The sequence below is a fragment of the Mycobacterium sp. IDUB_28 genome (assembly GCF_055419285.1).
The window spans coordinates 209,195-233,537 of the sequence record NZ_JBVAXK010000001.1; the positions used below are offsets into that span (position 1 = coordinate 209,195).

Here is a 24,343-nt window from a genome sequence, read left to right on the forward strand (position 1 = left end):
AAATGAAAACACTATTTTCATTTAAGGGGTTGGCTGTTGTCCTGGTTGCCGTTCTCCATCGCCGAAGCCGCATCGTCGGAAAGCAGCCAGACGCCCGGTCTCGGACAGGCCTGGACCCACCTCCTGGAGCGGCTCGGCTCCGCCGCCCAAGCCGTGGAAGCCGACCCGGCCAATCGGAATCGCGCCGACCTGACGGCCGGCATGCGCCATCTGCTCGTGCTGTTGACCACGGGCATTGACGAGGTGCTGCGATTCGATCCGGAGCCGCCGCTGCGGGTACAGCCCACCAGCACCGACGACGTGATCACCTGGGGCATGGAATGCCCGGACTGCATTTACACCCGCGCGGTCTTGCGGGGCGGTGAAAGCTACCGGCTGTTCGGAAACCGTGGTACGGCACGCTACGTCGGGCTGCAGACGATGAATGGCGCTGCGGCCACAGCCAATGCGCTCGTCGACGAGTTGGAGGTGGACGCCGACGGGAATTTCGAAGTGATGCTGTCCGGTGACGAGCGGCCCGGAAACTGGATGCGAATCGAAGGCGAGCATCCGACGCTGACGGTGCGACACTTCTTCTACGACTGGGATACCGAGGTGGCGTCCTCGCTGCGCATCGAACGGATCGGCGACCCGGTGGCCGCCGGCGACGGACCATCCGATGCGGGCGGCGCGTTGGCACGGCAGCTGGTCGCGCTCGGGGACTTCGTCGAAGAAAACCTCAAGTTCTTCATGCAGTTCGGGGCCGCGGCGCCGGTGAACGGGTTCCTGCCCCCCATCGATCGCAGCGATATGGGAGCCGCCGCAGAGAATCGTCCGGTGATAGGGCGCTGGGAGCTGGCACCCGATGAGGCATTGATCGTGGAAGTCCAGCCGCCCGGAGGAGTTTACTGGAGCTACTCGATCGGCAACCCGTGGTGGGAGACCATCCACTATGGCCGTCATCAGTCCAGCCTGAACGCCCATCAGGCAGTGGTGGATTCGGACGGACTGGTGCGGGTGGTGCTCAGCGCCGATGACCCCGGGGTAGCGAACTGGCTGGACACCGCAGGCCACAGCAACGGTCCGATCATTCTGCGCTGCGTGCGCACCGAGACCGCCCCGACGCCGACGACACGGGTGGTGTCCTTCGGCGAAATCGAGTCGGCACTGCCGGCCGACACCATCTGGGTTACCCCGCAGCAGCGGGCATCGATATTGGCTGCGCGCCGCAGCGCCGTACGCGAAAGGTTCCGACGATGACGTTCAACGCCGATGAATTGGAGCAAGGCGCCTGCGCCGCAACAGGTCTCGAGGACTTCGGTTCGACGTATTACCGGGAGGGCCTGGAACGGATCGTCGACGCGCTGAACACGGCCGCCGATCTGAACGAACTGGGCAGCGTGATCCAGCACGCCACCATCAGCAATGCATTGATCCAGCGCCTCAAAGTCGAGGACACCTACGCTCGCCATCCCGAGATCGATGACGAGGTGGTGGGCGGCCCGGTGTTCGTGATCGGTTTGCCCCGCACCGGTACCACCGCATTGAGCCAGTTGGTGGCGGCCGATCCGCAGTTTCGTTCGTTGCGGATGTGGGAGTCCCAGGCGCCGGTGCCGCCGCCCGAAGCCGCCACGCAGCACAACGATCCGCGCATCGCCCAGGCCGAAGCGGGTCTGAAGATGCTCGACGACATGTTTCCGTTGATGAAGACGCTCTATAACTCCGAGGCGACGGCGCCCACCGAGTGCCAGGACTTGATGGGCATGAGCTTCCGGACGTTCCACTTCGACGGCGCGGTACGCGCGCCGGAGTATCTGGCCTGGTTGATGGACTGCGACATGCGCGAGACCTACACCTACCACCGGCGGGTGCTCAAGCTGCTGCAATGGCACTGCCCGCCCACCCTGTGGCACCTCAAGACACCCGTGCACATCTTCGCTCTGGATGCTCTGGTCGAGGCGTATCCGAACGCCAAATTCCTGTGGAGTCACCGTGATCCGGCCAAGGTGATGGGATCGGTGTGCAGTCTGATCCGGTACGTGCGCAGCTGGAGCAGCGACCGCGACGACGCCCATGAACTCGGCGCCGAGCAGGTCGACAGCTGGGCCGAAGGCGTGCGTCGGGCCATGGATTTCCGCAGCCGGGTCGGCAGCGACCGCTTCGCTGACGTCTCGTTCGCCGATCTGCAATCCGACCCGGTGGGCACGCTGACGAAGAGTTACGACACGCTGGGTTTGACGTTCACCGATGCCACGCTGGGTTCGGTGCAAGCCTGGGCGCAGGAGCACAAGCCGGGCTCCCGCGGCGCGCACGACTATGACCTGTCCGACTACGGCCTGACTCCCGACGGAGTTCGGGAACGGTTCGCGGACTATCTCGCCACCTATGACGCAACAGCCTGACCAGACGATCGGTCCGCGCACCCGCCGACGCGCGAAGCTCGCGCCAGACCCCGACGTCCGGCGCGAAATCCTGGCGGCGGCAACGGCGGTACTGCAGGCCCAGGGCGTCGGGGGGCTGAGCATCGCCGCGGTGCTGGACCGCGCCGGCCTGGGCACCCGTGCGTTCTACCGGCATTTCGCGTCCAAGGATGAACTGGTGGCCGAAGTGTTCCTGGAATCAGCCCGATCCGAGACACGCCGTCTGCGTCGCCGAATGCTGAGTGCTGCAACGGAAATCGACGCAGTGGTGGCCTGGATCGACGGGCGACTCGATTTGGCGTTCGACGACGGCGTGCGCTCGGACCTGCGGCGGCTGTCGCTGGAGGCACAGTCCCAGACTTCGGCCTCCCCCAGCCTGATTCAGCCCGCGTACGCTGAAATGCTGTTGCCGCTGCACGAGACCCTGACGCGTGGGCTGCAACGCGGCGCATTCCGAGGCATTGACCCGTCGACCGACGCACAGTTCATCCACGGCGTGGTGTGGGCGGGCATCGAGCGGCACTGGACAATCGGTGACTGTGACCGCGCAGAGCTTCGCGAGAACATTCTGCGGTTCTGTTTGCGCGCATTGGGTGTGGACGTCTAACGAGGGAGATGGTCGATGGATCTGGGATATGCCGGCGCTACAGCGGTGGTCACCGGCGGCAGCAAAGGAATGGGACTGGCCGTCGCCGAAACGCTTGCCGCTGAGGGCGCGAAGGTGGCGGTGATGGCCAGAGGACAAGAGGCGCTGGACGCCGCTGTGCGCTCATTACGGTCGGCGGGCGCACCGGACGCCCTCGGGGTCAGCGTGGATATGACCGACGCCGAATCGATCGCTGCCGGATTCGCCGCGGTGCAGGAACGGTGGGGAGCCCTCAACAGCCTGGTGCACACCATCGGCCCGGGCGACGGCTACTTCGAGCAGATGTCAGATACCGACTGGGACAACGCTTTCGCGCTGGGCACCATGGCGGCGGTGCGGTCGATCCGGGCTGCGCTGCCGATGCTGCGGTCAGCGGAATGGGCTCGGGTTGTGACGTTCGCGGCGCACTCGATCCAGCGGCAGAACCCGCGCATCGTGGCCTACACGGCCTCGAAGGCGGCGCTGGCCAGCCTCACCAAGAATCTGGCCAAAAGCCTTGCCAAGGACGATATCCTGGTCAACTGCATCTGCCCGGGCACCATCGTGACCGCCAGTTTCACCGAAAACCTCAGGGACATCCTGGCCGCCGACGGATTGGACGCCACCGATCCGCGCGATGTCATGACCTGGATTGACAACAACTTTCACCAACCCTGCGATCTGGGTCGCGCGGGTTTGCCGGAGGAGATCGCCTCGATCACCGCGTACCTGGCATCGAAGCGCAACGGCTACGTCACTGGCGCCACGGTGAACGTGGACGGCGGCAGCGACTTCGTCTGAGGACCGCCGCGAAAGGGCCTAGCCCTCCAGGTCACCCTCGGTTTCCAGCAGCGTCTGGCGCAACCCGTCGAGGGTGTCGGGCTGCGGCTCGGCCCACATCCCCCGGCCGGCGGCCTCCAACAACCGCTCGGCCATGCCGTGCAGCGCCCAGGGATTGGACTCGGTCATGAACTTGCGGTTCTCCGGGTCCATCACGTAGCGCTCGGTGAGTTGCTCGTACATCCAGTCCGCCATCACACCGGCGGTGGCGTCGTAGCCGAACAGATAATCGACGGTCGCGGCCATTTCGAAGGCGCCCTTGTAGCCGTGACGACGCATCGCGGCCATCCACCGCGGGTTGACCACCCGGGCCCGGAACACCCGGGTGGTCTCCTCGGACAGGGTGCGGGTACGGATGGCGTCGGGCCGGGTGTTGTCGCCGATGTAGGCGGCCGGCTCCTGTCCCGTGAGCGCGCGCACAGTGGCCACCATGCCGCCGTGGTACTGGAAATAGTCGTCGGAGTCGGCGATGTCGTGTTCCCGGGTATCGGTGTTCTTGGCCGCCACCGCGATCCGCCGGTACTGACGGTTCATGTCGTCCACGGCTTCGCAGCCATCCAAGTTGCGCCCGTAGGCGAATCCGCCCCATGCGGTGTACACCTGAGCCAGGTCGGCGTCGTCCCGCCAGTTGCGGCTGTCGATCAGCTGCAGCAGTCCGGCGCCGTAGGTCCCCGGCTTGGACCCGAAAATCCTTGTGGTGGCGCGTCGCTGGTCGCCGTGCTGGGCGAAATCGGCGTTGGCGTGTGCGCGCACATAGTTGTCATCGTCGGATTCGTCGAGGTCGGCGACCAGGCGGACCGCGTCGTCGAGCATCGTCACGACATGCGGGAAGGCGTCGCGGAAGAATCCGCTGATCCGCACTGTCACGTCGATGCGGGGCCGGCCAAGTTCGGACACCTCGATGGCGGTGAGGTCCACGACGCGGCGCGACGCGTCGTCCCAGACCGGCCGCACACCCAGCAGCGCAAGCACTTCGGCGATGTCGTCGCCGGCGGTGCGCATCGCCGAGGTGCCCCACACCGACAACCCCACCGACGGCGGCCACACCCCATGGTCGGCGCGATACCGGGCCAGCAACGAATCCGCCAGTGCCACACCGGCTTCCCAGGCCAGCCGCGACGGCACCGCTTTGGGATCGACGGAGTAGAAGTTGCGTCCGGTGGGCAACACGTTGACCAGGCCGCGCAGCGGCGACCCCGATGGCCCGGCAGCGATGAACCGGCCGTCCAGCGCCCGCAGCACCTGCTCGATCTCGGTGGCGGTGCCGGCCAACCGCGGCACCACCTCGGTGGCGGCGAACCGCAACACCGCGGCAACGTCGGCGTTGTCGGTGATGCGCTCGACGACGGCGGGGTCCCAGTCGGCCTGCTGCAGCGCGGCGACCAGTTCGCGGGCCGCCGCCTCGGCCGCATCCACCGAGGTGCGTTCGTCGGTGCCGTCTTCGGACAGGCCGAGCGCCTGCCGCAGCCCCGGGAGCGCCTGTTGTCCGGCGAAGAGTTGACGGGCCCGCAGAATGGCCAGCACCAAGTCGAGTTCGCCTGCACCCGTTGGTTTCTGGCCGAGAATGTGCAGGCCGTCGCGGATCTGCACATCCTTGATCTCACACAGCCAGCCGTCGACGTGCAGCAGCATGTCGTCGAAGGTGTCCTCTTCGGGCCGTTCGGTCAGACCCAGATCATGGTCCATCTTGGCGGCCCGGATCAGGGTCCAGATCTGCTGGCGGATAGCCGGCAGCTTGCCGGGGTCCAGGGCGGCGACGTTGGCGTGTTCGTCGAGCAACTGCTCCAGCCGGGCGATGTCGCCGTAGGTTTCGGCGCGAGCCATCGGCGGGATGAGATGGTCGACGAGCACTGCGTGCGCGCGTCGCTTGGCCTGAGTGCCCTCGCCGGGGTCATTGACCAGGAACGGGTAGATCAGCGGCAGATTGCCCAGCGCGGCATCGGGTCCGCAGGCAGCCGACATGCCGAGTGTCTTGCCGGGCAGCCATTCCAGGTTGCCGTGCTTGCCCAGGTGTACGACGGCGTGCGCCCCGAAGCCGGAGTCCAGCCAGTGGTAGGCGGCCAGGTAGTGGTGGCTGGGCGGCAGGTCGGGATCGTGATAGATCGCCACCGGTTTCTCGCCGAACCCGCGCGGCGGCTGGACCATCAACACCAGGTTGCCGGATTGGATTGCGGCGATGACGATTTCACCGTCACGATTGTTGCTGCGGTCGACGAACAGGTCGCCGGGTGGCGGACCCCAGTGCTGGACGACGGCGTCGGTCAGATCGGCGGGCAGGGTGGCGAACCAGGCGCGATAGTCCTTGGCGGACACCCGAATCGGGTTGCCTTCCAGCTGGCCCCGGGTGAGCCAGTCCGGGTCCTGGCCGCCGCGTTCGATCAGCGCGTGAATCAGCGCGTCGCCGTCGCCGGCTGCCAATCCGGGCAGTTCGCCCACCTGATAACCGGCCTCGTCCATGGCCCGCACCAGGGCCACCGCGCTGGCCGGAGTGTCCAGACCGACCGCGTTGCCGATGCGGGCGTGCTTAGTGGGATAGGCCGAGAACACCAGCGCCACCCGCTTGTCGGCCGGCGCGACCCGGCGCAGGTGCGCGTGCCGGATCGCCAGACCTGCGACCCGTGCGCACCGTTCGCGGTCGGCGACATAGGAGATCAACCCGTCGTCGTCAATTTCCTTGAACGAGAACGGGACCGTGATGATGCGGCCGTCGAACTCGGGCACCGCGACCTGGGTGGCCACGTCCAGCGGGGACAGCCCGTCGTCGTTGGCGCACCACTGCGCGCGCGGACTGGTCAGACACAGCCCCTGCAGTATCGGAATATCAAGGGCGGCAAGGTGTTCCACATTCCAGCTGTCGTCGTCGCCGCCAGCGGACGCCGCGGCGGGCTTGGCCCCACCCGCGGCCAGCACGGTGACCACCATGGCGTCGGCGGTGCCGAGCGTGTCGAGCAACTCCGCCTCGGCGGTGCGCAACGAGGCGCAGTACACCGGCAGTGCCCGCCCACCGGCTTCTTCGATCGCCGCGCACAACGCCTCGACGTATGCGGTGTTGCCGGCCAGCTGCTGGGCACGGTAATAGAGCACCGCGATCGTCGGGCCGGTTACGGTGCCGGCGTCTCGACGCTGGAGCACTCCCCAGGTCGGGGTCTGCTCCGGTGGCGTGAACCCGAAGCCTGTCATCAACACGGTGTCGGACAGGAAGGCGTGCAGTTGGCGCAGGTTCTCGACGCCGCCGTGGGCCAGATAGATGTGGGTCTGCACCGCAATCCCCGCGGCGACCGTAGACAGTCCGGTCAACTCGGCATCGGCGGCCTGCTCACCGCTGACCAGCACCACCGGCACGCCGCTGGCCAGCACCGCGTCGATGCCGTCCTCCCAAGCGCGGTAGCCGCCGAGGATCCGCACCACCACAATCGAGGCGCCGACGAGCAGGTCGGGCAGCTCCACGTCCGCCAGCCGCGCGGGGTTGGCCCACCGGTAGTTCTTTCCGGTGGAGCGGGCGCTGATCAGGTCGGTGTCGGACGTCGACAACAGCAGGACGGTCGGTTCGGCCACTCCCCATTCGTACCGCAGGGTCGCAGTGCCGCCGAATCGCGGGTGACGAGCAGCGAACTTGGGTATTCCAGTAGCCCCCAGCTAGACGGCGGCCATCGAGGAGAGATCACCATGAAGCATTCCCTCGTCGGAGCAGGATTCGCCGCGGTGCTGCTTGCCGGAGGCCTCATCGTTGCGTCGCCTCCGGCCAACGCGGGCTGCCAGTACGGCGGTCCGGGGATCATCAGCAGGTGCGACGGTCCCATTCAGCCGGACGGCACCTGGCAACGTTGCGTGGGTTTCATGTCCTACGTGCCCAACGGCGCCAGCTCCCACCTGGTGCCGGACAAACGCTGTGACGTGTTGGGTCCGGACCAGCGTCCGGGAGATCCCGCCTTGGCAGACCCGCCGTCGCACATCGACGACTGAGCCGGCGGTCGGGGCCGGAGGGTCTCACCGTAAAGCGTTGGCGCACAACCGGACATCGTTTCGAGGGTGTTCGGGTGAGAGCAGCCCGGCCAGCCTGGGCTGCCGGCGGTGCGGAACGCCGATGGGAGGCGCTGCCGCTGCTGCCTGTTGCCGACGCGGCACCGTTGTTGGGCTCGCTCGCGATGAGTTGCCGGTTCGCCGGGTCGGTCCGCGCCGGGTCTATAACGACACGGCGCGCCTGCGCGACCTGCTCGACCCTATGCCCCGCTGATCGTCGACGTCGGCACGCAAGCTGCGCCCCGGCTTTCGATCCAAAAGCAGGACAGCGCGAACCCGTGGTCGGCCGCGAAGCCGACGAGCGCCGCCGCGTCCTGGTCGTCTGCGACGTGGACCACCGCGCGCACCGATTGGTCCGCGGTGAGCAGCCACGGTGTCTTCGCGCGTTCGAATTCGGGGTCCGACGGTAGCCACACCCGTCCCCGCACAGCTGATCGCAGCCCGCCGAGGTCGTCCGCGCGCGCTACCGGGCTGCTCGCCCACCAGGTGGCCGCGACTGTTGCCGCGGCGCCACCGACGATCATCTATCGCCGGGTGAATCCGGGCCGACGGCTCGGGTTGTCGCCTTCCACGTCTGCCTTTCCCTCGCTCACCCGGTGATCTGAACCTCGAAGACCGGAATGAGACGGTCGGTGGCGCTGCCCCTTGCGTTCGACGCCGCCAGCCTCGTCGTCACCGGATGGCTCCGTCGTGGCTTCTTGCACGCATCCTCCTGATTGACGGCATCGATCGGTCAGGTGCAGACGGGTGCGCACCCGAACACCAGCCACCACCGGATCACCAATCCGGCACAACTGCTTACCCACAGCACATCACCACTTCCGATGTCGCATCAAGTCTTTCACCGAGGGATCGTCGCGAGGTCGTACCGTGTAGCAATGACTGCTCAGAATGTGGCCGAAAAAGTCGTAGCCATCACCGGCGGTGCCCGCGGAATCGGGCTGGCCATCGCCACGGCCCTGCACCGGCTGGGCGCCAAGGTGGCCATCGGGGACATCGACGAAACCGCCGTCAAGGCATCGGGTGAGCGTCTGGGGTTGGCGATTGCGCGCGCGCTGGACGTCACCGACCGTGCGTCGTTCATCGAGTTTCTCGATGCGGTGGAGAACGAGCTGGGACCGGTGGACGTCCTGGTCAACAACGCCGGGGTGATCGCGGTGGGCGACGCCGCCGACGAGGACGACGCCGTCACCCGACGACTGCTGGACGTCAATGTCTTCGGCGTGATGCTGGGCACCAAGCTGGCCACGCAGCGGATGCGGGGCCGCCGCCGCGGTCACGTGATCAACATCGCCTCCCTCGGTTCCATCCTGCCCACCGAGGGAATCGCCACCTATTGCGCCACCAAGCACGCCGTTCTGGGCTACACCGATTCGGTGCGACTGGAGAACCGCGGCAATGGTGTCCACTTCACCGCCATCATGCCGACCCTGACGAACACCGACATGGTCCTGGGCGTCGGTCACGCGAAGGGATTCAACAACGCCGAGCCGGAGGACGTCGCGGCGGCAGTGGTTGACGTGCTGGGCAAGCCGCGGTCTCGGGTGATCGTGCCGTCCTCGCTGGGCACCACGGTCTCGCTGCAGCAGCGCTTCATGCCGCGTCAGTGGGCCGAAGCGTTGGGGCGTCTGCTGGGTACCGGACGGGTCTTCACCACCGACCTGCAACCGGACAAACGTGCCGGCTACGCGCAGCGGACCGGGACGTCCTGACCCCCGACCAGCCCGCAGACATCAGGTGGCGCGTCAGGCCGGTTGAATCGCCGCGTCGACAGGTTCGGGCAGCAGCGTCTGTTTCGTCGGCCGGCGGCGCTGGGCCCGCACGATACGGCGCATCATGGCCGGCCGCAGCAGCTGAAGCGGTGAGTCCAGCATCCCGGTGATCCGCATGAACTGCGCGGCGACCACAGCATCGGTCTCCATCGCAATCATCACCGGCTCGAAGCACGCGTTGCTGATCCGCATCGACAGCGGGCGCGGCCCGGGCACTTCGGGCAGCGCCAAGTCGGAGGCGACGGCAGTCTGCCAGGCCACCCGGACCGTCTTGGCCGACAGCCGGGTGAAGCGCCGCGTGAGCCCACGGTTGTTGCGGCGCAGGCAATCCCGCAGTACCGTCGCCTCGATCGCTGCCACCGTCATGCCCTGACCGTAGATGGGGTTGAAACTGCATACCGCATCGCCGACGACCAGCAGGGCCTCGGGCAGCCGGCGCATCTTGTCGTAGCGCCGCCAGCGGTTGGACGGGACCCGGTGGTGCACCACACCGTCGAGCGGCTCCGCGGCGTGCAGCGCCTGGACCACTGTTGTCGGCGCCAATTCCGCTACGAGACACAGTATCTCGGCGCGATCGCGCGGAGGTTCGACTCCCGTCATGGTGCCAGCGCCGATCATCCAGGTGTCGTCCTCGTACTTGACCAGACCGAACATCCGCGGTTGCCCCGGCTCGGGGAACCTCATGATCATGTTCGCGGTCAGCAATCCGGGCGGGATGCGCAGCCGCTGACCCGCGTAGGCCAGATGCACTTTCACCTCGTCCTCGATGGGACGTCCGTAACCGAGTTGCTCGAGGAAGACCGGCGTTCGCGAGCCGCGGCCGGTGGCATCGACGACGAGGTCAGCGCTCACCGTCGTCGCGCGATCGCTGGCGCGGTCCACCACGCGCACCCCGGTGATCCGGCGCCGGTCCGGCGTTGCGATCAGTCCGATGACGTCGTGGGCCTCTTGGAAGACGATGTTGCCGATACCCCGGACCCGTTGTCGCACATGATGTTCCAGCACCGGCCGGCTCGGGGACAGAATGCGGGGTGCATCCGGTACGATGCCCGATCGGACCATTCGATGTCCCCCGAACGATGTGTCGAGGCGGGAGAAGTCGCCGTCGTCCCAGTAGCTGACGCCGGCGGCCACCAACTCGTCGGTGAATCCGGGGAACAGCTCGTCGAGGATCTGCGTGAGCCGGGCCAGGCAGGCGTGAATCTGTTTGCCCTGCGGGACACCTCGCCGGTTCTGCGGACCCGTCGGCAACACGTCGCGCTCGACAACCGTCACCCGGTCGTAGCAGTCGGCCAGTACCCGCGCCGCCAACAATCCACCCATGCTGGCGCCCAACACCACCGCATGACCACTCCGATGTGCCATCGCCTTCCCCTGACCCTCGAACGTTGCTGGACTGTTCGAAGTGTCCGCCGCGCCCGACGCGGGCCGTAGAGTAGCCGACTACCTATATTCGCAACGTCGCCGCGATGCGAGCCGCGACCTCCGCGGCCGTGGCTCGGGTCGCTGCGCCGTGTCCGGGCACGTAACGGTCGGCGGCGCTGTCGTATTCGGCCCCGGCGATCGAGCCGTGATCGGCGTCCATCTCCACCAGTTCCACTGGCCAGCCGATCTGCTGCAGCGCTGCGGCGAACTCGCGGCTCGCGGTCACCGGCACCGCGTCGTCCGACCGCCCGTGCAGCAACGTGAATGGCGCACCGACGTGGTCGGTCGGCAAGTCCTCGGTGGCCCGCCGGCCGGTGATCGGATCCCGGGCGATGAAAGCGCCTGCGAGACAAACCGTATGTGCGATAACGACTTCGTGGCGCTCCGCGTCGATCGTCAGACCGGCCGCGGCAGCGCCGCCCAGCGACCACCCGACGAGCACGATGCCGTTGGCGTCGTTGCCGTGATTGCGCGCGAAATCCAGTGATCCCAGCAGATCGGTGCGGCCGCCGTCCGCTGCGTGTGAGTTCCAGTCGGGCGCCACCACCGCGGCGTCATGGCCGGCGATCAGTTCCGCCAGCGGCCGGACCGCCACCCTGGCGTCGGTCTGCATGCCGTGCCACAGCAGGACGAGGGGTTGGTCTGGATCACCGAACACGTCGGCCAGCCGTCCGGGGGCGTATTCGACCGTTCGCACAGGAAGCGGGGTGCCCGCAAAGATCGACTCCAAACCACAGCGCAGTCCGGCCGGAGTCGTACCGTAGACGGGTGGCCAGGTCGCGCGACTTCGACGCCTGTCCCGGTGCGCTGCAGGTGCACCAGGCAGCCGACGGCGCGCTGGTGCGGGTGCGGTTGCCCGGCGGCATGATCACCGCCGATCAATTGACGACGCTGGCGGCCCTGTCGAGTGCACACGGTTCCGGAATGCTGGAGTTGACCGCGCGCGGCAATGTGCAGTTGCGTGCGATCGCCGACGTTGACGCGGTTGCCCGCGCCGTGGCCGATGTGGGGCTGTTGCCGTCGGAATCCCACGAGCGGGTCCGCAATATCGTGGCGTCGCCGTTGTCGGGACGGCTCGGTGGTGCTGCGGACGTGCGCCCATGGGTGGCCGAACTGGACGCGGCGATCTGCGCTGAGCCGCGGCTCTCCGGGCTGGGTGGGCGTTTCCTGTTCAGCCTCGACGATGGCCGCGGTGACGTGTCCGGGCTGCGTGCGGACGTCGGCGTGCATGTCACCCAGGACGGACCGGTGCTGCTGGTCGCCGGGCGCGACACCGGGATGTACGTCGACGATGTCACCGCGGCGCTGATCGAGGTGGCTTTGAGATTTGTGCAGATCCGCCAAAAAGCTTGGCGTGTAACGGAACTCGATGACCTCACCGATCTGGTTCCGGGCGTCGTGCTGGGGGCGGGACACGCGCCGGTCACCAGACCACCGGTGGGTTGGCTACCCCAGGACGACGGCCGGGTCGCTCTCGGCGCCGGGGTGCCGCTCGGGACGCTGCCCGCCCGGGTGGCGGAGTTTCTCGGAGCGATCGAGGCGCCCCTGGTGATCACGCCGTGGCGGTCGGTGCTGGTGTGTGACCTCAGCGAAGATATGGCAGAGGTAGCCGTTCGCGTGCTGGCTCCGCTGGGCCTGGTGTTCGATGAGCACTCCCCGTGGCTGAATGTCAGCGCGTGCACCGGCAGCCCGGGCTGCGCGCACTCCTCTGTTGATGTTCGGGCCGACGCCGCGGGATCGCTGAACGAGGCGTGCACCGTGCACCGGCACTTCGTCGGATGCGAACGAGCCTGCGGCAGTCCGCCGGCTGGTGAGGTGCTGGTCGCCACCGGCACGGGCTACCGCGTCCTGAGGTCTTAAGGTGAGCGGGTGCTCGACTACATCCGCGACGGCGCGGAGATCTACCGGCAGTCGTTCGCGACCATCCGCGCCGAAGCCGACCTGACCCGTTTTCCCGCCGACGTCGAGCGGGTGGTGGTGCGGCTGATCCACACCTGCGGGCAGGTCGACGTCGCTGAGCACGTGGCGTTCACCGACGATGTCGTGGTGCGGGCCGGCGCCGCGCTGCGCGCCGGTGCTCCGGTGCTGTGCGATTCCTCCATGGTGGCCGCCGGCATCACCGGGGCGCGGCTGCCGGCGGGCAACGAGGTGGTTTCGCTGGTCGCCGACCCGCGCGCGAGCGGGCTGGCCGCGTCGGCACAGACCACGCGATCGGCGGCCGGGGTGCAGCTGTGGGCCGATCGGTTGCCCGGCGCGGTCGTCGCGATCGGCAACGCCCCTACGGCGCTGTTCCGGCTGCTCGAGCTGATCGACGACGGTGTCGCCGCTCCCGCCGCGGTGCTCGGCGGGCCGGTTGGCTTCGTCGGCTCCGCACAGTCCAAACAAGAGCTGATCGACAACCCGCGCGGCATGTCGTATCTGGTGGTGCGGGGGCGCCGCGGCGGCAGCGCCATGGCCGCTGCTGCGGTCAATGCGATCGCGACCGAACGCGAATGACCGGCCGGGGCACGCTGTGGGGTGTCGGGCTGGGTCCGGGCGATCCGGAACTGGTGACGGTCAAAGCGGCCCGGGTGATCGGCGCGGCCGACGTGGTCGCCTATCACAGCGCCCGGCACGGTCGCAGCATCGCGCGCGGCATCGCCGAGCCCTATCTGCGGCCGGGCCAGATCGAGGAACACCTGGTCTACCCGGTGACCGTCGAGACCACCGATCACCCGGGCGGTTATGCGGGCGCGCTGGAGGACTTCTACGTCGCGGCCACCGAGCGGATCGCCGCGCACCTGACCGCCGGCCGCAACGTCGCGCTGCTGGCCGAGGGCGACCCGCTGTTCTACAGCTCCTACATGCATCTGCACACCCGGCTGACCCAACGGTTCGACGCCGTGATCGTGCCGGGGGTGACGTCGGTGAGCGCCGCCTCCGCGGCGGTCGCGACGCCGCTGGTGGCCGGGGACGAAGTGCTCTCGATCCTGCCGGGCACGTTGCCGGTCGGCGAGCTGACCCGCCGTCTCGCCGATGCCGACGCTGCGGTGATTCTGAAGCTCGGACGTTCGTATCACAATGTGCGCGAAGCACTTTCGGCCTCCGGTCAGCTCGGCGACACGTTCTATGTGGAGCGAGCCAGCACCGCGGGGCAACGCGTGCTGCCCGCCGCTGAGGTCGACGAGACCAGCGTGCCGTACTTCTCGCTGGCCATGCTGCCGGGCGGCCGACGGCGTAGCAGCCCCGTCGGCTCCGTAGCGGTGGTGGGCCTGGGACCCGGTGACACCGACTGGATGACGCCGCAGAGCCGCCGCGAACTGGCCGCGGCGAGCGACGTGATCGGCTACCGCACCTATCTGGATCGGGTGCCGGTCCGCGACGGGCAGCGCCACCACTCCAGCGACAACACCGACGAACCCGCGCGCGCCCGGCTGGCCTGCTCGCTGGCGGAGCAGGGTCACGCGGTGGCGGTGGTGTCCTCCGGCGATCCGGGTGTGTTCGCGATGGCCACCGCGGTGCTGGAAGAGGCCGAGAACTGGCCGGGAGTGCACGTCCGGGTGATTCCGGCGATGACGGCCGCGCAGGCGGTCGCGAGCCGGGTGGGTGCTCCGCTGGGTCACGACTATGCGGTGATCTCGTTGTCAGACCGGCTCAAACCGTGGGAGGTGATCGCCGCGCGGTTGCGCGCCGCGGCCGCCGCCGACCTGGTGCTGGCGATCTACAATCCAGCCTCGAAATCGCGGACCTGGCAGGTCGGTGCGATGCGGGACCTGTTGCTCGAACATCGGCAACCGTGCACGCCAGTGGTGATCGGCCGCAACGTGGCTGGGGCCGATGAGCAGGTGCGCGTGGTGCGGCTGGCCGACCTCGACCCCGCCGATGTCGACATGCGCTGCCTGCTGATCATCGGGTCGTCGCAAACACGTTGGCAATCAACCGATTACGGTGACCGAGTTTTCACGCTGCGACGGTACCCGGGTTAGCCGGCGCCGAGAGCCGAGGCCAGGTCGGTCACCCAGTGTGCGGCCGCATCGACGGTCGCGACCGTCGTCACCCCGTCGGGCAACGGCGGCCGGGCCACCATCACCACCGGAATATCAAGTGCGGCAGCGGCATCGACTTTGCCGCGGGTCATCTCGCCGCCACTGTTCTTGGTCACCAGCGCATCGATGCGGTGGCGGGTCATCAACTCGAGTTCGTCGTCGCGATGATACGGGCCGCGGGACAGCAGCAGCTGATGGTGACGCGGCAGCGCGTCCGGCGCGGTGACCACGCGGATCAGGAACCACGCGTCGCTGTTGACGAAGGCGTTGATGGCCGACCGACCGCTGGTCAGGAAGACCCGCGAATACCGTTGTCGAGCAACCTCTTCAGCTGCTTCGGCATCGGAATTGACGACGGTGGCTGCACCGGTGTCCCACGGCGGGCGGGCCAGCACCAGCAGGGGGACGCCCAGATCGTCGCACACGGCGGCGGCGTGCGCGGTCATGGTGGCTGCGAACGGATGAGTCGCATCCACGACGGCGTCGATGCGCTGCTCGCGCAACCACGCGCGCAGCCCGTCCGTGCCGCCGAATCCACCGATGCGCACCGGGCCCACGGGCAGGGCGGGATCGGGCACCCGTCCGGCCAGTGAGCTGATGGTGTCGACCTGCGGGTGCAGCGTCTTCGCCAATGCCCGCCCTTCGGCGGTGCCGCCGAGTAACAACACCCGCATCAATGGGTCTCGCGCCGGGCTAGGGAGTACAGGTAGCTGTCGGTGAACCCTTCGGCCGCCAGGACGTCGCCGACGACGATGACAGCCGTCTTGGTGATGCCGACCTGATGCATCTGCCCGGCGATGCCGGCGAGGGTGCCGCGCAACACGGTCTGCTTCGGCCAGCTGGCGAAAGCCACCACCGCTACCGGTGTTTGAGGTCGATATCCGCCGTCGAGCAGCTGGGGAACGATGACGTCGATCTGCGCGGCGGCCAGGTGCAGCACCAGGGTGGCACCGGATCGGGCCAGGCCGGCCAGGTCTTCCCCGGGTGGCATGGCGGTGGAAAGGGTGGACACCCGGGTCAGTATCACGGTCTGGGCGACGCCGGGGACGGTGAACTCGCGTTTGAGCACGGCGGCGGCAGCGGCGAAAGCTGGTACTCCTGGCACGATTTCGTAATCGATGCCGAGCGCGTCGAGACGGCGGCACTGCTCGGCCAGCGCGCTGTACAGCGACGGGTCACCGGAGTGCAGCCGGGCCACATCGTGACCCGCGGCATCGGCCCCGGCGAGTTCGCCGATGATCTGATCGAGCGTCAGCGGGCCGGTATCGATGACGTTGGCACCCGCAGGACAGTGTCCCAGTAGGTCTTTGGGCATGATCGATCCGGCATAGAGGCACACCGGGCAGCGCTGCAGGAGCCGTTGGCCACGGACCGTGATCAGGTCGGCGGCGCCCGGGCCGGCGCCGATGAAATACACCGTCATCGTTTGACCACCGACCACTGGGTGACCGGATACTGCGGGCGCCAGCCGGTGAAACCGCCCAGCGGTTCGCCGTGGTAGTGCTGGAAGCGGCGCAGTTCCCCGCCGCGCTGCGAATGTGCCTGCGCCAGCGCGGATTCGGACTCGACCGTGACGGCGTTGGCGACCAGACGTCCACCTACCGGCAGGTGGTCCAGGCAGCTGTTCAGCAGCCCGGGCCGGGTCACCCCGCCGCCGACGAAGATCGCCGACGGTTCGGGGGCGCCGCCGAAAGCGGCCGGCGCTTCACCTCGTACCTCGACCTGCACGCCGTGGGCCGCGACGTTGGCTTCGATGTTGCGGCAGCGCTGCTGGTCGAGTTCGAAGGCTACCGCGGTGCATCCCGGCCCACTGCGGCACCACTCGACGGCGATGCTCCCCGATCCCGCCCCGACGTCCCACAGACGCTGTCCCGGGCCCGGGGCCAGCGCAGCCAGGGTCACCACCCGGATTCCGTGCTTGGTGATCTGGCCGTCATGGGTGAAGGCGTCATCGGCCAGCAGTGCGGTCCGTTCGTCGGGCAGGTAGCGGATGGCTATCACGTTGAGATCGTCGACGTCGGGGGGTGCGTTGCGGGCCCAGTCCCGGGCGGTGCCGTCGTGGCGGTGTTCGTGCGGTGCGCCGAGTTGTTGCAGCACAGTGAATTGCGAGTCGCCGCGCCCGTGCACGTCGAGCAGCACCGCCAGCGCGTGGGGAGTGTCGCGGTTGCTGGACAGCACGATCGCCTGTCCCCCGCGCCGCACCGCGGTGTGGGCCTTCGCGGTGACCAGACTGATCACTTCCGTCTCGTGCACGTTCCAACCCATCCGCGCACACGCCAGGGTCACCGACGACACATGCGGCAGCACGCGGACTGCGCCGGTGCCGAACACGCGGACCAGGGTGCCGCCGATGCCGTGCAGCAGCGGATCGCCGCTGGCCACAACGTGAATGTCTGGTCCGGTCACGGGCAGACTCCGCAGCGCGGGCAGCATCGGGGACGGCCACTCGCGGCGCGCCGCGGCAATGGTGTCGTCGAGCAGATCGAGCTGCCGCTTCGATCCGTAAATAACTGTGGCCCTTGTCAATTCAGCTTTAGCAGCTGCCGAGAGGCCGGACATGCCGTCGGCGCCGATGCCGACCACCGTGATCATCGGGGCATCCGTCGCCACACGGACTGCGGAAGCAGCTTCATCACAAAGAACATCGGACGCAACGCCCACGGGATCCAGACGCTGCGGCGACCTTTGGCCAGAGCCTTCGCCGTGGCGGCGGCAACCTGTTCGGGGGTGCTGGACAGCGGCGCCGGCGTCATCCCCCGCGTCATCCGCCCGATGACGAAGCCCGGCCGCGCGATCAACAACCGCACCCCCGTGCCGTGCAGGGCGTCGGCCAAGCCGTTGGCGAAGCCGTCCAGGCCGGCCTTGGCCGACCCGTACACGTAATTGGCGCGCCGGACCCGCACCCCGGCCACCGAGGAGAACACCACCAGCTCCCCGCGCTGGGCGCGACGCATCGCCACCGCCAGATGGGTGAGCAGACTGAGCTGGGCGACGTAATCGGTGTGCGCGATCGCGACCGCATGCGCCGCGTCGATTTCGGCGCGGGACTGGTCCCCGAGGATGCCGAAGGCCAGCACCGCGGTGCCAATGGGGCCGTGTTCGGTGACGATCGAGTCGACGAGCGGGCCATGTGCGGTCAGGTCGTCGGCGTCGAACTCTGTGGTGTGCACGGCGGTGGCGCCGGCGTCGCGCAGCGCGGCGACCTGCTCAGCGAGCTGGTCAGCGTGGCGAGCGGCCAGCACTACGGGCTTGCCGGAGGCCAACAGCCGCGCGAGTTCAGCGCCGATCTCGCTGCGACCGCCGAAAATTACTATCGGCCCAACGCCCGTGTCGTCCACGGCTGTGATTATGGCCTGCGCTAGCGTGAAGGGCGATGGCCAAGACCACGACCCGCCTCACCGATGATGCGCTGGCGTTTCTCACCGAACGTCATCTGGCCATGCTGACCACCCTGCGAGCGGACAACTCCCCGCATGTGGTCGCGGTGGGCTTCACGTTCGACCCCAAGACCCACATCGCGCGGGTCATCACCACCGGCGGCTCGCAGAAGGCCGTCAACGCTGAGCGCGGCGGCGTAGCCGTGCTCAGCCAGGTCGACGGGGCCCGGTGGCTGTCCTTGGAGGGCCGGTCCGTCGTGAACAAGGACATCGACGCCATTCGCGACGCCGAGTTGCGCTACGCGCAGCGTTATCGCACCCCGCGGGCCAATCCGCGACGGGTCGTCATCGAGGTTCAGGTGGAGCGAGTGCTCGGCTCCTCAGAATTGCTGGACCGAAGCGAATAGCCCTCGCGAGTCTCAGAAGCTGTAGTTCACCCACGCTCCACCGCCGGATCCGGCTATGGCATGCAGCCGGGAGTTCTGCACTCCGGTTCGCGGGAGCGCAAACGTCGAACTCATCCCGGAGCAGGCTGCCGCGGCACCGGTGAACGGCACTGTCGCCGTCACCGACCAACTGCCCGCTGCGGATCGACATGCCGCGGGATGCGGGTCCGTACAGGGTGCTGCAACCCAGCGCCCGTCAGCTCTTTGCAGCGTGCACTGGCCGGCACCGACACGCGGCTCTTCGTGGGCCCAGCTCCACAGCGTCGCCTGGATGCGTCCGTCCTCGGGCAACAGCTGGTCGAAACCGAATAAGTTGACACCGCAATTGGTCATCGACTGCGCCTTCAGCGGGGTGATCGTCTCCGGATTGTTAGGCGGTGTGGTCGGGTTGACCAGCGCCGAGATGAAGGTCGAGTCCTCGTAGTAGCGCACGATGTTGCTCGCATAGACCGACGGCCCATAGGTGCCATCGCACGCCGGGTAGGGCTGGTAGAGAGAGGTCTTGCCGCTCTCGACCTCTTCGCCTTGCCAGTTGAAGACAACGGTGCCCAGCGCCGGCGCGCAGACCCCGCCGCTGACCAGCACTACCTGCGCACCCGCGGCGCGCACATCGTTGCGCGAGATCGAGCGGGGAAGCAGCGCGCAGCCGGTGGGACCGATGTCGGCGGGGTTCGGCGGATAGATGAGGCTTGTTCCGTTGGGACGGCGCAACTCTCGGTCCAGGGTGTCGAAGGCCGACGCGTACGCCGTCGGGTCCTGCAACTGGTCCTCGACGATGATCAGGACGACCTCGTTCGGGTGGGCATTGAGCCAGGCCGTGATGCTTGGCAACACCTGGGTCAGCAACGGTTCGGTGGTGCAACCCAGGTTTGCTTGACTTGCCGGACGACCGTGGCAGACGGCCACGCCACGACCGCCGAGTTGATTGATCTGGGGGATGTAGTGCAGGTCCAATTCGATTGCCCGGACGTCGATGTCGAGCTGTTGGGGCATCGACAGCTGCTGATTGGAGTCGGCGTGCGACGGGGTGAACTGATCTGCGAGGCTGTTGAAGGAATTGTGGGTGCCGATCCACTGTGCGCTACCGAACGGGACCGAGTCACCCAACGCATACTGAAACTGCGCGGTGCGATGGACCCAGGACTGCAGGTAGGCGAGCGTTGCGGCTTGAGTCACCTTGTGGGCGAGCGGAACTCGGCACAAATTGTCGGACACCCCGATGCGACGGCATTCGGCGGCAACGGCGTCAGCGAACTTTCCGGTCCCCACGCACGGAAACGCAACCGGGCTGATGGCGTTGCACGGTGCAGTCGGTGACGGCGGATTAGGGACGTCGTTGACGTCAGCTGTCACCGCGGGAGTGCTTGCCCACGTCAACACCAACGCACTCAACACGACCGCACATTTCAGCCACGGGGCGCTGGGCATGCGCGCAACCTTTGCACGGTGGCGTTGGAGGGGACGAGAAATGTTGTCGAGTCGTGTGAGTGTTGCAACCGCCTCGTGACGAGGCAGCGACCCGAGGTGAATTGCGAGCCGGTCGGCCCGACATTAACGTCGCGAGCATCTGAGGCGGATCTGTTGTTGCCGTGGCGATATCGAACTACTGACCGGACCGAGAGGAGAATCTGTGTTCGTCGACAACGGGTTACTGCACTCCGGGGGCGACCAATCTCAGCATGCCGGTCAGCATGCACACCGCGCCGGAAACCACCTGGCGCAGGGGTCGCTGACGGCACTGATGTTCGGTGATTTTGCCGCTGCGGATGCATTTCATCACGTCGCGTCCTCGGCGCAGGATCGTCATGGCCGAATGCTGTTGAACCATCGGGAGACTCTGGCATCAGTCGGCACGAATGCACGAGTCGCCGCGACCCGGTTCGCCGAGATGGATAGCGACAATGCCAGCCGGATCAGGGCAGTGCGGTGCACTTACGATACCTAGACGTTCAAGGATTGATTGCCAGAGCCGATGGTGATCCCTGGGCGGTCGATCAAACCCTGCAGCGCGGTAGTCCGGCACAGATTTCGGATCTGGCAAAGGCATTTCACGAGGCGGGCCAATCGACTAAAGAGGCGGACGCCGCATTCGAAGAAGCGCGGCGACGTTTTGAAGAGGCCTGGAACCGCAAGAACGGTGAGCACCCGATCAACGACGCGGACGAGGTCCGGCGTGTCACCAAGTCACTCAAGTTGCAGGCGTCGCAACTACCCAAGATTGCCGTCGACCTCGAGCAGCTGGCGGCCGTTCTAGCTCAAGCGCAGCGTGCATCCGCCGCGCGGATCGCCGCACTGGAGCAGCAGTTGGAAAGAATTGACCCCAAGTTTGGTGAAACACTCAATCATGCGTTGACCGGCCGCTGGCCCCCGTGGGATTTGCGGCTGCCTACTGACGCCATCAACGACCTCATAGGGCAAGCCGTCTGCGGCATCAACAACGCGCTGCGTGAAATTAACTTCATCCGGGATCGGTACTCAGATGTGTTGCGACACTTGACCCACAAGATGCGGTCCGAAGATGGCTACGATGCGGCACCCGTAGCGGCATGGGATGGGCACGACATCGAGACGCCCGAGCAGGCTGAGCGCGACGTTCACGCCGCCCTAGCCGGTGACCTCCAGGCCGCGACGCGGATTAACGACATCCTGGACTCGATCACAGAAGAACAACGGGCCGGCAAGGCGCCGCTCACGCCCGAGCAGGCGTCTGTGCTCAGTCAATTGCAGGCTCAGCAGAATGGGATGACGATCGAGGCATTTCACGCTGCCTTCTGCCACCTCGGTGACCAGGGGAAACTGATTGCCAACTCCTGGCAACTCATGAGCACGCCTGGGTTGAAGTTTCCGCGAACCGAACTAAAACCTGGCGCGGTGCAGGGTACCGAAATAGTCGAAGGCAATACGGACCTCCTGCCGACCGCTCTGTTACCGTCTGACGTTCTGCTTCGCGGCCGATGGAACCCTTTCGTGCTGGAGCGGATAACCAAGATAGCCAGCGCGGGAGACCCCAAGTTACGGGCGAACACGGGCTTTGACGCAATCATGCTGCAGCACGCCGCGTCGGTGATGAGAGACGGCTTAGACAAATATGAAGACGTCGTCGTCACCAAAATCCTTGCCTTGGTCGCGCCGGATCATCAAATAGTGCACAACATGGTGGTCAGCCCTGAGGGCAACGTGTTTCTCGACAACCTCACCAGCCACCCCTGGCTGGACCGCGGCAAAAGTGCTGCATCTCTGTTCGAATGGGTGCAAGGCGCCGCACAGGGACCAGAAGCCCGACTTGCGGGCGAGACGGCGCGGGCGTACGGCGTGTATATCGGGACCCACTCAACGGACTTGCTCCACCTTGCCGGTGGGCACACTGTCGGCGAGATCAATCCGGACTTGGTGCAGAGCATGGCGCACGGGCTGGCACCCTACGTGAACAATATCGCCGGAATTCCGGGCAGTTTGGTCGAATTCGGCAATTCTGTCGATGCGATCGGTGACATCGAGAACGGACGGATGCCGATCGCAAAAGGAATCTTCTCCGTGTTGAGCACCGACCAAACAGCTTCCAACTATTTCAACGGTGCCGCCGAACAGCACGCGCTGCTGGCCGAAGCTGCCTACGCCAGAGATCTCGTCAGCCATGCACCGAATATGAACAGCTACAACACTCAATTGGGCTCGGCGATGGCGTTGCGCGGACTGGTGGATACCGGCATTCACAACGCGGTTCAGGCCCAAGTAGTTAATCATCAAATCGCGGAGGACGCCGCCCAGCGGACCGAGTATAACTTTAGAAAGACCGCGTACGAAGCCGGACTCAAAGTTGCGAGTACCGCAGTGGGTTTGACGCCCGCCGGAACGATTGGTGGTGCTGCGGTAAACATCCTGGGCGGGATAGTCGAAGGTGATGTGTTGGGTGAGGCACCCCAGCCATCGAGTTCATATAATCCGTCGGTGCCGTTGATGTCCATTGGGAGGGCTGACCGAGAAATTCTCAACGCTCTCATCGCTTCTGGACAACACGTCCCCGTTCCAGACGCATACCTGGTGAACGGACATATCGGCACACCGGACGAATTGGCCGGCGTGATAGGCGGTTTGAGCGCCGACGAGTACGACCACGTGCTCAATCAGGCATTGGTGAACTTGTTCAACCAGAGCTTCGGTCACGACCCGGCGGCGCCCGCGCCCGTCGTACCTGACCAGCACATGATGAACCGCTACAACGCCGTCGTCGCCGAACCGACCCCGCTAGCTCCACGCTGAGCTGACTAACTCGACGTGCTGTCAGGCGATACCATCACCCGATCTCCGGGAGCCGGTCGCCTGGCCGGCTCGCTGGACCGGTCGCGCAGGGACGCGTCATGAATGGGAGGACGTGATGAGCGGGGACGACCAGCTGCGGATCATCCTCGAGCAGCTTTCCCAGCTGCTGGGGATACCGGCTCCGCCCATGATCACGCCTGACCAGTTGGCGAGTGGGAGCTCGAAAATCAGCCAGTTGTTACGCGCATTGGGTGCAGCGGCCAACGCCGGTGATGCCGAAGACAATGGTGAAGCTCTGGCCGGGCACGCCGAGCGCGAGGCAAAGACATCTGAAGCACTGGCCAAGTTCCCAGCCAATGAAGAACAGGCGGCTGCGCAGCTGGCCGGCGTCGGCGGTCAGGGCGAGATGTCGCAGATGTTGCAGCAGATGCCGCAGATGGCATCCGGTATCGCCGGCGGTATAGCAGGCGCGCTGGGAGGCTTGCTGCAACCGTTCAGCCAGATTCCCTCCCAGCTCGCCCAGGCTGGCCAGCAGGCCATGCAAGCCGGAATGGGGATGATGCAGCAGCAAGGTTCGCATCTGGGCGAGACCGAGCCCGCCGACATGCTGGACGCCGACGGTGAATTCGGCGGTGGCAGTGGTGGATCCGCCGGGGCCGGTGGTGGCGCCAGCGGAGGTGGCGGCGCAGGTCTTGAGGGAACCACGCCGACGGCGATGCTCGGCCCACCGCCAACACCGTCGGCCGGTACCGTGCCGGCGTCCTCCCACGCCGCGTCGCCGGTGGCGACGCCCCCGGCCGAACCTGCGGCAAGTCCGCGTGGGGGGATGGGCGCGATGCCGATGATGCCGCCGGGCGCCATGCAGGGCGCCGCCAACAGCGGCAGTGACGCCAAGCCCGATACCAAACGCATCGTAGGGCCGACGGTGAAAAACGGGGCGCCCGTGCAGGGACGCATCACCGCGCCGCCACCGAGACCAGCGGTGGTCAAGCATGTCGAAGGCAAGCCGGTGCCGACTCGACGCATCCTGCTGCCCGACGACAAGCGCAACGACGGCGCCGATTCCGGCCGCTGAGATTCTTCAGCAAATGCTGCGGGGTCCTTGATTCGGTGTTCACAGGCTTATTTTGTCTGGTCGGGCAAAGTCTGACTGG

22 protein-coding genes are annotated in these 24,343 nt (G+C 66.8%); 13 read left to right on the top strand and 9 right to left on the bottom strand.

Translation table 11 applies throughout. The annotated features are described in order from the left end of the window. Positions 1–36 precede the first annotated feature (36 nt). The 4 genes from ACZYZ9_RS00995 to ACZYZ9_RS01010 are packed head-to-tail and all read left to right on the top strand — an operon-like array spanning position 37 to position 3,825. Positions 37–1,239 (top strand): DUF1214 domain-containing protein, encoded by a 1,203-nt coding sequence (locus ACZYZ9_RS00995; RefSeq protein WP_463824378.1) that lies wholly within the window; start codon positions 37–39, stop codon positions 1,237–1,239. Next, positions 1,236–2,381, top strand: coding sequence for a sulfotransferase family protein (locus ACZYZ9_RS01000; protein ID WP_463824379.1), 1,146 nt, complete (start codon positions 1,236–1,238; stop codon positions 2,379–2,381). The genes ACZYZ9_RS00995 and ACZYZ9_RS01000 overlap by 4 nt, the downstream gene beginning before the upstream one ends. Continuing rightward, complete coding sequence (locus tag ACZYZ9_RS01005; protein ID WP_463824380.1) at positions 2,365–3,006, top strand: TetR/AcrR family transcriptional regulator; 642 nt, start codon at positions 2,365–2,367, stop codon at positions 3,004–3,006. Before ACZYZ9_RS01000 ends, ACZYZ9_RS01005 begins: the two co-directional genes overlap by 17 nt. A 15-nt stretch (positions 3,007–3,021) precedes the next feature. After that, a complete protein-coding gene (locus ACZYZ9_RS01010; protein ID WP_463824381.1) occupies positions 3,022–3,825 on the top strand; it encodes an SDR family NAD(P)-dependent oxidoreductase in 804 nt (267 codons plus the stop codon). A gap of 18 nt (positions 3,826–3,843) precedes the next feature. Here the strand turns inward: ACZYZ9_RS01010 and cobN are convergent, their stop codons facing one another. Next, positions 3,844–7,419: a cobaltochelatase subunit CobN gene (cobN, locus tag ACZYZ9_RS01015; RefSeq protein ID WP_463824382.1), complete on the bottom strand. Its 3,576-nt coding sequence runs from the start codon at positions 7,417–7,419 to the stop codon at positions 3,844–3,846. Between the two features lie 111 nt (positions 7,420–7,530). Between cobN and ACZYZ9_RS01020 the strand changes: the two genes are divergently transcribed. Beyond that, positions 7,531–7,827 carry a CDGP domain-containing protein gene (locus ACZYZ9_RS01020; protein WP_463824383.1) on the top strand — a complete coding sequence of 99 codons (297 nt, stop codon included), beginning with the start codon at positions 7,531–7,533 and terminating at the stop codon, positions 7,825–7,827. Between the two features lie 257 nt (positions 7,828–8,084). On the opposite strand, the gene ACZYZ9_RS01025 is transcribed toward ACZYZ9_RS01020, so the two are convergent. After that, positions 8,085–8,408 carry a hypothetical protein gene (locus ACZYZ9_RS01025; RefSeq protein ID WP_463824384.1) on the bottom strand — a complete coding sequence of 108 codons (324 nt, stop codon included), beginning with the start codon at positions 8,406–8,408 and terminating at the stop codon, positions 8,085–8,087. A 354-nt stretch (positions 8,409–8,762) separates the two neighbouring features. On the opposite strand from ACZYZ9_RS01025, the gene ACZYZ9_RS01030 reads away from it, so the two are divergent. After that, the gene (locus tag ACZYZ9_RS01030; RefSeq protein ID WP_463824385.1) at positions 8,763–9,596 is read left to right on the top strand and encodes an SDR family oxidoreductase; all 834 of its coding nucleotides are present in this window, start codon (positions 8,763–8,765) and stop codon (positions 9,594–9,596) included. Between the two features lie 33 nt (positions 9,597–9,629). Here ACZYZ9_RS01030 and ACZYZ9_RS01035 read toward each other — a convergent pair whose 3' ends face one another. Then, the gene (locus ACZYZ9_RS01035; RefSeq protein WP_463824386.1) at positions 9,630–11,021 is read right to left on the bottom strand and encodes an FAD-dependent oxidoreductase; all 1,392 of its coding nucleotides are present in this window, start codon (positions 11,019–11,021) and stop codon (positions 9,630–9,632) included. An 82-nt stretch (positions 11,022–11,103) separates the two neighbouring features. Then, the gene (locus ACZYZ9_RS01040) at positions 11,104–11,778 is read right to left on the bottom strand and encodes an alpha/beta hydrolase (RefSeq protein ID WP_463824387.1); all 675 of its coding nucleotides are present in this window, start codon (positions 11,776–11,778) and stop codon (positions 11,104–11,106) included. 71 nt (positions 11,779–11,849) lie between these two features. Between ACZYZ9_RS01040 and cobG the strand changes: the two genes are divergently transcribed. Genes cobG through ACZYZ9_RS01055 form a run of 3 tightly spaced genes read left to right on the top strand, consistent with a single transcriptional unit; the run spans position 11,850 to position 15,046 of the window. Continuing rightward, on the top strand, positions 11,850–12,941 hold the full coding sequence (cobG, locus tag ACZYZ9_RS01045) for a precorrin-3B synthase (RefSeq protein WP_463824388.1): 1,092 nt from the start codon (positions 11,850–11,852) through the stop codon (positions 12,939–12,941). Between the two features lie 9 nt (positions 12,942–12,950). Beyond that, positions 12,951–13,577: a precorrin-8X methylmutase gene (locus ACZYZ9_RS01050; RefSeq protein WP_463824389.1), complete on the top strand. Its 627-nt coding sequence runs from the start codon at positions 12,951–12,953 to the stop codon at positions 13,575–13,577. Then, a complete protein-coding gene (locus tag ACZYZ9_RS01055; protein ID WP_463824390.1) occupies positions 13,574–15,046 on the top strand; it encodes a precorrin-2 C(20)-methyltransferase in 1,473 nt (490 codons plus the stop codon). Before ACZYZ9_RS01050 ends, ACZYZ9_RS01055 begins: the two co-directional genes overlap by 4 nt. Here ACZYZ9_RS01055 and ACZYZ9_RS01060 read toward each other — a convergent pair. From ACZYZ9_RS01060 to ACZYZ9_RS01075, 4 genes are read right to left on the bottom strand one after another with little or no spacing between them, the layout of a single operon-like run. Then, complete coding sequence (locus ACZYZ9_RS01060; protein ID WP_463824391.1) at positions 15,043–15,780, bottom strand: cobalt-precorrin-6A reductase; 738 nt, start codon at positions 15,778–15,780, stop codon at positions 15,043–15,045. The two genes, ACZYZ9_RS01055 and ACZYZ9_RS01060, sit on opposite strands and share 4 nt — an antisense overlap. Then, on the bottom strand, positions 15,780–16,529 hold the full coding sequence (cobM, locus tag ACZYZ9_RS01065; protein WP_463824392.1) for a precorrin-4 C(11)-methyltransferase: 750 nt from the start codon (positions 16,527–16,529) through the stop codon (positions 15,780–15,782). The genes ACZYZ9_RS01060 and cobM overlap by 1 nt, the downstream gene beginning before the upstream one ends. After that, positions 16,526–17,698: a precorrin-6y C5,15-methyltransferase (decarboxylating) subunit CbiE gene (gene cbiE / locus ACZYZ9_RS01070; RefSeq protein ID WP_463824393.1), complete on the bottom strand. Its 1,173-nt coding sequence runs from the start codon at positions 17,696–17,698 to the stop codon at positions 16,526–16,528. Before cbiE ends, cobM begins: the two co-directional genes overlap by 4 nt. Next, on the bottom strand, positions 17,695–18,444 hold the full coding sequence (locus ACZYZ9_RS01075; protein WP_463824394.1) for an SDR family NAD(P)-dependent oxidoreductase: 750 nt from the start codon (positions 18,442–18,444) through the stop codon (positions 17,695–17,697). The genes cbiE and ACZYZ9_RS01075 overlap by 4 nt, the downstream gene beginning before the upstream one ends. A gap of 35 nt (positions 18,445–18,479) precedes the next feature. Between ACZYZ9_RS01075 and ACZYZ9_RS01080 the strand changes: the two genes are divergently transcribed. Further along, positions 18,480–18,890, top strand: a complete 411-nt coding sequence (locus ACZYZ9_RS01080) for a F420-dependent biliverdin reductase (RefSeq protein WP_463824395.1) — start codon at positions 18,480–18,482, stop codon at positions 18,888–18,890. Between the two features lie 12 nt (positions 18,891–18,902). On the opposite strand, the gene ACZYZ9_RS01085 is transcribed toward ACZYZ9_RS01080, so the two are convergent. Continuing rightward, positions 18,903–20,357 carry a PI-PLC domain-containing protein gene (locus tag ACZYZ9_RS01085; protein WP_463824396.1) on the bottom strand — a complete coding sequence of 485 codons (1,455 nt, stop codon included), beginning with the start codon at positions 20,355–20,357 and terminating at the stop codon, positions 18,903–18,905. Between the two features lie 202 nt (positions 20,358–20,559). Here ACZYZ9_RS01085 and ACZYZ9_RS01090 point away from each other — a divergent pair, with 202 nt between their 5' ends. The 3 genes from ACZYZ9_RS01090 (at position 20,560) to ACZYZ9_RS01100 (ending at position 24,264) form a co-directional block, all read left to right on the top strand. Continuing rightward, complete coding sequence (locus ACZYZ9_RS01090) at positions 20,560–20,874, top strand: DUF2563 family protein (protein ID WP_463824397.1); 315 nt, start codon at positions 20,560–20,562, stop codon at positions 20,872–20,874. Positions 20,875–20,885: 11 nt separating this feature from the next. Then, positions 20,886–23,189 carry a putative alpha/beta hydrolase gene (locus ACZYZ9_RS01095; RefSeq protein WP_463824398.1) on the top strand — a complete coding sequence of 768 codons (2,304 nt, stop codon included), beginning with the start codon at positions 20,886–20,888 and terminating at the stop codon, positions 23,187–23,189. 115 nt (positions 23,190–23,304) lie between these two features. Beyond that, positions 23,305–24,264: a hypothetical protein gene (locus ACZYZ9_RS01100; RefSeq protein ID WP_463824399.1), complete on the top strand. Its 960-nt coding sequence runs from the start codon at positions 23,305–23,307 to the stop codon at positions 24,262–24,264. The last annotated feature ends 79 nt before the right edge of the window (positions 24,265–24,343 follow it).